The 8,095-nt window shown below is 70.8% G+C and carries 8 protein-coding genes and 1 pseudogene; 4 read left to right on the plus strand and 5 right to left on the minus strand.

Going from position 1 to position 8,095, the window contains the following annotated elements; all coding sequences use genetic code 11:
- The 4 genes and pseudogenes from AB0H87_RS14480 to AB0H87_RS14495 form a co-directional block, all read right to left on the minus strand.
- Positions 1-505, minus strand: a pseudogene (locus AB0H87_RS14480) (glycosyl transferase family 1); the annotation flags it as partial.
- Between the two features lie 32 nt (positions 506-537).
- Positions 538-1,566, minus strand: coding sequence for a Gfo/Idh/MocA family oxidoreductase (locus tag AB0H87_RS14485; RefSeq protein ID WP_360144244.1), 1,029 nt, complete (start codon positions 1,564-1,566; stop codon positions 538-540).
- Positions 1,563-2,672, minus strand: a complete 1,110-nt coding sequence (locus AB0H87_RS14490) for a DegT/DnrJ/EryC1/StrS family aminotransferase (RefSeq protein ID WP_360144247.1) — start codon at positions 2,670-2,672, stop codon at positions 1,563-1,565. The genes AB0H87_RS14485 and AB0H87_RS14490 overlap by 4 nt, the downstream gene beginning before the upstream one ends.
- A gap of 92 nt (positions 2,673-2,764) precedes the next feature.
- A complete protein-coding gene (locus AB0H87_RS14495) occupies positions 2,765-3,391 on the minus strand; it encodes a TetR/AcrR family transcriptional regulator (protein WP_360144250.1) in 627 nt (208 codons plus the stop codon).
- A 136-nt stretch (positions 3,392-3,527) separates the two neighbouring features.
- On the opposite strand from AB0H87_RS14495, the gene AB0H87_RS14500 reads away from it, so the two are divergent.
- From AB0H87_RS14500 to AB0H87_RS14510, 3 genes are all read left to right on the plus strand, one after another.
- Positions 3,528-4,424 (plus strand): ABC transporter permease, encoded by an 897-nt coding sequence (locus AB0H87_RS14500; RefSeq protein ID WP_360144253.1) that lies wholly within the window; start codon positions 3,528-3,530, stop codon positions 4,422-4,424.
- Between the two features lie 27 nt (positions 4,425-4,451).
- Complete coding sequence (locus AB0H87_RS14505) at positions 4,452-4,826, plus strand: VOC family protein (RefSeq protein ID WP_360144256.1); 375 nt, start codon at positions 4,452-4,454, stop codon at positions 4,824-4,826.
- 86 nt (positions 4,827-4,912) lie between these two features.
- Entirely contained in the window at positions 4,913-6,577 is a 1,665-nt protein-coding gene (locus AB0H87_RS14510; protein ID WP_360144259.1) for a methyltransferase domain-containing protein, read from the plus strand.
- Here the strand turns inward: AB0H87_RS14510 and AB0H87_RS14515 are convergent.
- Entirely contained in the window at positions 6,574-7,395 is an 822-nt protein-coding gene (locus AB0H87_RS14515; RefSeq protein WP_360144321.1) for a DUF72 domain-containing protein, read from the minus strand. The two genes, AB0H87_RS14510 and AB0H87_RS14515, sit on opposite strands and share 4 nt — an antisense overlap.
- A 120-nt stretch (positions 7,396-7,515) precedes the next feature.
- Between AB0H87_RS14515 and AB0H87_RS14520 the strand changes: the two genes are divergently transcribed.
- On the plus strand, positions 7,516-7,977 hold the full coding sequence (locus AB0H87_RS14520; RefSeq protein WP_360144262.1) for a hypothetical protein: 462 nt from the start codon (positions 7,516-7,518) through the stop codon (positions 7,975-7,977).
- Positions 7,978-8,095: the final 118 nt, after the last annotated feature.

The raw sequence follows: 8,095 nt of genomic DNA on the forward strand, positions 1-8,095 counted from the left end.
GGGGCGAGCCCGGCGCGAACACCTCGCCCGCGTGGTGCAGGGCCAGGTATTCCTTCACCGCGCGGGCGTGCCCGGCCACGATCGTCAGGCCGGCCGCCCGGTACGCGTCCAGCGCCGCCGGCACGAGCGGTGCGTCACCGTCGGGCCGTTCGAATCCGAGCACCGCCAGGTCCGCCGAGGCGAGGAAGGCCGGATCGAGCCGGCGCCGGCGCGACACCGGGTGCACCCGGCGGGCCACCCCGGCCTTGGCGGCCCGGGCGAGCAGCGCCCGGACCGCCGCGTGGTCCGCCGGTGGGCAGACCACGGCCAGGTGGAATTTGGGCAGCCGGGGCAGCGCGTCGACCACCGCGCCGATGCCCCGGTCGTCCCGGATGCGGCCGGCGTACACCATCAGCGGCGTCGCCGGGGGCAGCAGGCACGCCGCGCGTACCGAGGTCCGGGCCTCGCGCATGGCGGCCGCCTTGCGGATGGCCAGGCGCAGCCGCGGTGGGACGTGCCGTCCCACCGCCGAGACCACCCGACGAGCCGCCGGTGGGGTCATCGCGGCCCGGGCTGTGCCTCGGTCGTGGTCGGTGCCACCGAGACGGTGACGCCGCTCGACGCGGACTCCAGCAGCGCCGCCGCGACCTGGACGGTACGCAGGGCCTGGCGCAGCGTGACGATGTCGCTCTCCTTGCCCTCGACGGCGTCCCGGAACCGCTCGTGCTCGACGAGCAGCGGCTCGCGCTTCGGTATGGCGTAGCGGATCATGTCACCCTCGGCGACGCCACGGAAGGCGCGCAGCGCCTCCCACTCGGTGCCGAACGCACCGTTGGCGTAGAACGTCAGGTCGGCCGTCAGCGTGTCCGCGACGAAGCTGCCGCGGTCGCCCGTGACCACCGTCGACCGCTCCTTGAACGGGCTCAGCCAGTTGACCAGGTGGTTGACGATCGTGCCGTTGGCGAGCTGCCCGACCGCCGTGACCATGTCCTCGTGCTGCCGGCCGCTGCGGAACGCCGTGTGCGCCGCGATCGACGTGTAGGCCTGCCCGGTCACCCAGGCGGTCAGGTCGATGTCGTGGGTGGCGAGGTCCATCACGACGCCGACGTCGGCGATCCGGGACGGGAACGGGCCCTGCCGGCGGGTGACGACCTGGAACACCTGGCCCAGCTCGCCGGCCTCCAGCCGGGTCCGCAGGCTCTGCAGCGCCGGGTTGTAGCGCTCGATGTGGCCGACCCCGGCGACGAGGCCGGCGGCCTCGAACGCGTCGACCAGGCGGCGCCCGGCCTCGACGGTCGGTGCCAGCGGCTTCTCGATCAGCGCGTGCACGCCGTTGGCGGCCAGCTCCAGGCCGACCTCCTCGTGCAGGCCGGTCGGGCACGCCACCACCGCGTAGTCGACCCCGCGGGTGAGCAGGTCGGCCACGGTCGGGACGACGGGCACGCCGCGCAGCGCGCCGGTGGTGTCACCCGCCGGGTCGACGACGGCCACGAGCTCCACGCCGTCGAGCCCGAGCAGGATGCGCGCGTGGTTGCGGCCCATCGCGCCCATGCCGATCAAGCCGGCGCGCAGGACGGATCCGGTCATCGGGCACCTCCGGCACCGTTGGCGGCGTCGGCGATCCGGTCGAGCTCGGCCGCCGTCAGGGTCGGGAAGATCGGCAGGGACAGCACCTCGGTCGCGGCGCGCTCGGTCTCCGGCAGGTCCCAGGGGCCCGGCTTGCCGTCGGCGTCGAGGAACGGCTTGAGGCGGTGGATCGGCGTCGGGTAGTAGACCGCGCTGCCGACGCCCTGCGCCTTGAGGTGGGCCTGCGCGGCGTCACGGTCGCCCGGCACCCGCACCGTGTACTGGTGGTAGACGTGTTGGGCACCGTCGGCCACCGGCGGCGTGACGAGCGCGGTGATCCGCGAGTCGAGCACCTTGGCGTTCTCGCGGCGCTGCTCGGTCCAGCCCGCGAGCTGGGTCAGCTGCACGCGGCCGATCGCGGCGGCCACGTCGGTCAGGCGCATGTTGGCGCCGACGATCTCGTTGGCGTACCGCTGCTCCATGCCCTGGTTGCGCAGCAGCCGCAGCTTGCGCGCGAACTCGGCGTCGGCGGTGGTGATCATGCCGCCCTCGAGCGAGTGCATGTTCTTGGTCGGGTAGAAGCTGAAGCACCCCGCGAGGCCGAACGCGCCGACCGGCTTGCCGTTGAGCGACGCGCCGTGCGCCTGCGCCGCGTCCTCGACGACGGCGAGGCCGTGCCGCTGCGCGATCTCCATGATCTGGTCCATCGCGGCCGGGTGGCCGTACAGGTGGACCGGCATGATCGCGGCGGTGCGCGGCGTGATCGCGGCCGCGACGGCGGCGGGGTCGACGTTGAAGCTGTCCCGCTCGATGTCGACGAAGACCGGCACGGCGCCGACGAGGCGCACGGCGTTGGCGGTCGCGGCGAAGGAGAACGAGGGCACGATGACCTCGTCGCCCGGGCCGAGGTCCATGGCCATCAGCGTGAGCTGGAGCGCGGAGGTGCCGGAGTTGACGGCCACGCAGTGGCGGCCCTCGACGAGCTCCGCGAACTCCTGCTCGAACGCGGCCACCTCCGGGCCCTGGACCACCATGCCGCTGCGCAGCACACGGACGGCCGCTTCGATCTCGCGTTCGCCGATCACCGGCCGGGCCGGCGGGATCGGGTTCTGACTGGGTTCGGTCATGAGGGATTCCTTCTGGTCGACCCTGTTTGGGGGCGGGGTGGCCGGGCACGACACTAGCCCGTCCGGGCCAAGGCCGTGTTGCGCGGGGACGGTCAGTTCGTCCGGTCGGGTGGCCTCGGTTGCCCGCCGGACAGCGCGGCCGTCGTGACGTCGGTGAGCTTCTCGAGATCGTCGGGGGACAGGGGTCGGCGGGCGACCGTCAGCCGCCAGTACAGCGGCCCGACGACCAGGTCGATGGCGAGGTCCGGGTCGGTGTCGGCGGGCAGTTCGCCCCGCTCGATCGCCCGCTTGATCAGGGGCACGCCGACCTCGTCCTGGATCGCCTGCTGTGCGCGGCGCAGCGCCTCGGCGATCTTCGGGTCGCGGCCGGTCTCCACCAGCAGGTCGGGAATGATCTGGGACGCGAGCGGGTGCTCGAGCGAGGCGGCCAGGATCTGCAGCACGAGGTGCACGTCGCTGCGCAGGCTGCCGGTGTCGGGCAACGAGAGCTTGCGGCCGGCGAACTCGGTCACGACCTCGAGCACCATGTCGATCTTCGCGTTCCAGCGGCGGTAGACCGCGGTCTTCGCCACGCCGGCCCGCCGGGCCACCGCCTCGATCGAAAGTCGCCCATAGCCGTTGGCCGCGAGCTCCTCCAGCAGAGCGCTGCGGAGGGCGGTGGTAATTTCACCCCGCAGCACGGCGGCACCCGCCACGGAGCGTCTACTCTCGATCGTCACGAGGGCAATATACCGTAGCGACGGTACGGTTGCGTCGCGACGTAGGCGCGGATAGCCTCTGCTGGTGCCGGCGAGGGCCCCCGCTCCGACGGCGACGCTCCTGAACGTTTCCGCTTGATCACATGGAGTGACCAGCATGGCCGATACCGCAGTCACCGAGCCTGGCTCGGATCTGCAGCTGCGGCAATTGGCAGCCCGGCACGGGCTCCACGTCGCCGGCGCGCGCCCCAACCTGATCGCCTACAGCAGGCAGCTGTGGGCCTACCGCTACTTCATCACCGAGTACGCGAACGCGAAGGTCGTCGCCTCGTTCAGCACCGCCCGGCTGGGCCAGCTCTGGCAGGTCCTCACGCCGCTGGCCAACGCGGGTGTCTACTTCCTGATCTTCGGCGTAATCCTGAACACGCGGCACGGGGTCGACAACTTCATCGCCTACCTGTGCACGGGCCTGTTCGTCTTCACGTTCACCTCGGCGGTGGTGCAGCAGGGCACGTCGTCGATCGTGGGCAACCTCGGCCTCATCCGCGCGCTGCACTTCCCGCGCGCCGTGCTGCCGATCGCGGTCATGCTCACCCAGTTCCAGAACCTCGTGGCCTCGGTCGTCGTGCTGATCGGCATCGTGCTGGTCAGCGGGGAGCCGCTCACGCTCGAGTGGCTGCTGCTGATCCCGACCCTGCTGCTCCAGTCGGTGTTCAACGCCGGCCTGGCCCTGGCCATGGCCCGCCTCGGCTCCAAGCTCACCGACCTCAAGCAGGTCATCCCGTTCGTGATGCGCACCTGGATGTACGGCTCGGGCGTGCTCTATGCCGTGGCCAACTTCGAGGCGCACCTGCCGGGCTGGGCGTCGACCATCGTGAAGGTCAACCCGCTGCTGATCTACATCGAGCTGGCCCGGCACTCACTGATGGAGAGCGTCGACCTCGCCTCCCCACCGGGGCAGCTCTGGATCCTCGCCGTCGCCTGGGCACTGCTCATCGGCATCGGCGGTTACGTCTTCTTCTGGCGCGGGGAACAGGAGTACGGCCGTGGCTGATACCGGTGTCCGGCTAGGGTGCCGATCATGGCTTCCCGGATTTCGGAACTGGTGATCCCGTCCCTCGATCCACAACGGCTTGCGGCGTTCTGGTGCGAGGTCCTCGGCTTCAGCGTGCTCGACACCACCGACGACGGTGAGGTGGAGATCGGCCCAGCGGGCGGGTTCGGCGGGCTGCAGCCGACGCTGTGCTTCATCCCCACCACCGAGCCCAAGGCGGGCCAGCTGCGGCTGCACTTCGACGTCAACGCCACCGACCGGGATCAGGACGCGGAACTCGAACGCCTCCTGAACCTCGGCGCGCGGCCCGCCGACGTCGGCCAGACCGGCGACGAGCCCTGGCACGTCCTGGCCGATCCCGAGGGCAACGAGTTCTGCCTCCTGCGAACCCGCCTGCGCTGAAGCGCACCGTCGAGGGAGGCATGAAACGGGTGATCGGACACGGCGTAGACATGTCGCACGGGGCTCGCGTGCGGAGGTACAGCGACGTGTCCACCGCCCTGGGGCTACTGAGCGACCACCAGCTCGGCCATCTCGTGGCCACGGCGCCCGCCGTCGGGTCCGGGGTCGGCGGCACGTCGGCGCTGCTCCATGTCGAGGACGTTCCGGTGTTCGCGAAGCGGATCGCCCTCACCGACCTCGAACGTCAACCCCAGCACGTCATGTCCACCGCGAACATCTTCGAGCTACCGATGTTCTGCCACTACGGCGTCGTCGCGTACGGCGGGAACGGTTTCGGGGTCTGGCGCGAGCTCGCCGCCAATGTCATGACGACCAACTGGGTGCTGGCGCAGCGGACCGCGGCTTTTCCGCTCATGTACCACTGGCGTGTGCTGCCCGGCGCGCCGCCGCTCGACGACGAGATCGCCGACATCGACAAGGTCGTCGACTACTGGGCCGGCTCCGCCGCGGTGCGGCGGCGCTTGCAGGCCGTGGAGCAGGCGTCGGCCAGCGTGGTGCTGTTCCTTGAACACATCCCGCAGCGGCTCGATGCCTGGCTCGCCGGCCAGCTCGCCGCGGGGCGGGCCGACGCCGCCTGCGCCACGGTCCGACGAACGCTGCGCGCCGACGTCGCCTTCCTGAACGACAACGGGCTGCTGCACTTCGACGCCCACTTCCGCAACATCCTGACCGACGGGGACCGGCTCTATCTCGCGGATTTCGGACTGGCCACCTCGTCGCGGTTCGACCTGTCGACCGAGGAACGCGACTTCGTCGCACGGAACAAGGACCACGACGCCGCGTACGCCATGCGGGAGTTGCACAACTGGATGGTGGCGAACGGCGTCGAGACGCTCGAGGAACATGAGCCCGTCGTGGCCGTCATCAACGACTTCTACTGGAACTTCTACGGCGAGTCCCGGGAAACGCCATACCCGGCCAAGGAAATAGGAGAAGCGATGGGGAAGGTCGACTACGACGCACGCCTGCACGCCGTCTACACCAAGGGCCGGCAGATGTCGCCGGACGCGTTGCGGACGTGGCTCGACGCGTTCGCCCGTCACCTGCCGGCGACACGGCCGCTGACCTGGCTCGACCTGGGCTCCGGCACCGGCCGCCTGACGCCAGGGCTCGCGGACGCGTTCGGTGGTCCCGTACACGGGATCGAGCCGTCGGACAGGATGCGTGCGCAGGCGGCCGAACATCCCGCCGTCACCTATGCGGCCGGCTCCGCCGAGCGGATCCCGTTGCCGGACGCGGCATGTGACGCGGCGTTGCTGTTCTTCGTGTGGCACCACGTCGTCGACCACGCGGCCGCCGCTCGGGAACTGCGGCGCGTCGTCAAGCCGGGCGGCACCCTCTTCGTCCAGGCGAACTTCGCCGACCGGATGCCTGACACGTGGTGGTTCCGCGTCGTGCCCGAGTGGCGCGCCATCGACGCGGCGCAGTTCCGGTCGCAGGCCCAGGTGAAGAGCGACTTCACCGACGCCGGTTGGGCGCTGGTCGGACACGACCAGGTCACCTGGCAGCGCTCGCCGAGCCTGGCCGCCGACGTCGAACGCCTGAAGCTGCGCGCCGTCTCGGCCTTCGAGCTCATGAGCGCGGAGACCGTCGAGGCGGGCTTCGCCAGGATCGAGGCGGCGCTGCCTTCGCTCGAGGACGGCCCGCAGTACGAGACCAACGACCTGCTCGTCTTCCGGCGGGTCGGTTAGAAGAGCGTCAACGGCTCCACGGGTACGGGTTCCGGCAACGGCGCCAAGCCTGGCACCCGGGCCCGTACCTCGTCGTGGAACCGCCGCGCCAACGCGGGCGCGTCGGCGTTGTCGGGCGTGTGCACGAAGACGGTCGGTGAGCGCCCCTCGCGCAACCACCCGGCGGTGATCTCGACCCACCGTTGCCACCCGTCGACGGTCTCCGCGGTGGCATCGCGCCCCAGATAGCGGACGATCGGAAATTCCGTCAACGCCTGTGTACGCAACGGCATGCGCGGCTTCTTGCCCCACGCCTCGCGCTCGGCGGCGCTGGTCGGCAGCTTGCCGAAGAACGCGGTGGTGTCGAACGGTATCCACTCGGCACCGCCGAGCACCCGCTCGAGTTCGGCGGCCGCGCGGGCATCGGTGAAGAACGCGGGATGCCGCACCTCGACGGCGCGACGGTACTGGGCCGGAAGCCGCCGCAGAAACGAGGCGAGGCTGCCGATGTCGGCGGGCGCGAACGACCCGGGCAGCTGAACCCAGAGCGCGTGCGCCCGCGACCCGAGCGGCTCGACCGCGTCCAGGAACGCCCGCACCGGCTGCGCCACGTCGACGAGCCGCCGCTCGTGCGTGACGACCTTGGGCAGTTTGACCACGAACCGGAAATCGGCCGCCGTCTGCGCCGCCCAGGACGCCACGGTCTCCCGAGTGGGCGTGGCGTAGAAGGTCGTGTTCCCCTCGACGGCATCACACCACCCGGCGTAGTGCCGCAACCGCTCCGCGGACTGCGACTGCGGCGGGAGAAAACGCCCGTACCAGGACTTGAGCGTCCACATCGCACAACCAACCGCAAGCCGCATGTCACCCACCCTAAAACAGCCCTCAGCCCTTGATCCGGGGGTGGCTCTGCCGGAAGACTTTCGCGCGGCACCTGACGAAGGAGCGACACTGTGGGCTTGCTTGATCGGTTTCGCAAGCGTGCTGACCCGAGTGACGACGAGACGGCGGAGGTCATGCGCGGGTTGGCCGAAGCGTTCGTGCGAGGAGCGGCAGCGGAGGGCCAGCCGTTCGGCTGGGAGTCGGCCGAGGCGGCGCGGCTGGACGGTGTGTGCGACGAGTTCCTGGCGGGCGATCCTCCCGCTGAATACCACCACACCCTGATCATGGGCATGGGGGCGTACCTGGGTGAGCTGCTCGTGCGGCACGGTGGCGGGCGGTGGGCGTTCGACCCCGCGACGAGCGCGGCGGTGGTCGAGATGCCCAACGAACTGAGCGCCTACCCGCACAACAAAGTCGCCAAGCGACTTCACCAAGGCCCGGAGCACGATCTCTTCGAGTTCTACCGGTACGCCCTGACCAGGGAAACGCCGCCAGGTACGAACATCAGGGTCCTGCCCGGCCCCGGGACGGGTTCGTAGTCGAGGGAGGCCCCAGCCCCGGGGGTGCCGGGGGGCGACCCCCGGGCCCCCCTTGTAAAACGCCCGGCGGTGGGCGGGAGCGCGGAGCCGAGACGGGGGGACCGGCGTAGCGGGGAGT

Origin of the sequence: Asanoa sp. NPDC050611, from assembly GCF_040654855.1 — a bacterium.
GTDB lineage: Bacteria > Actinomycetota > Actinomycetes > Mycobacteriales > Micromonosporaceae > Asanoa.

Coding starts and splice junctions, on each gene's coding strand:
- AB0H87_RS14485 (WP_360144244.1), bottom strand. CDS start 1,566: ATGACCGGATCCGTCCTGCGCGCCGGCTTGATCGGCATGGGCGCGATG.
- AB0H87_RS14490 (WP_360144247.1), bottom strand. CDS start 2,672: ATGACCGAACCCAGTCAGAACCCGATCCCGCCGGCCCGGCCGGTGATC.
- AB0H87_RS14500 (WP_360144253.1), top strand. CDS start 3,528: ATGGCCGATACCGCAGTCACCGAGCCTGGCTCGGATCTGCAGCTGCGG.
- AB0H87_RS14505 (WP_360144256.1), top strand. CDS start 4,452: ATGGCTTCCCGGATTTCGGAACTGGTGATCCCGTCCCTCGATCCACAA.
- AB0H87_RS14515 (WP_360144321.1), bottom strand. CDS start 7,395: ATGTGGACGCTCAAGTCCTGGTACGGGCGTTTTCTCCCGCCGCAGTCG.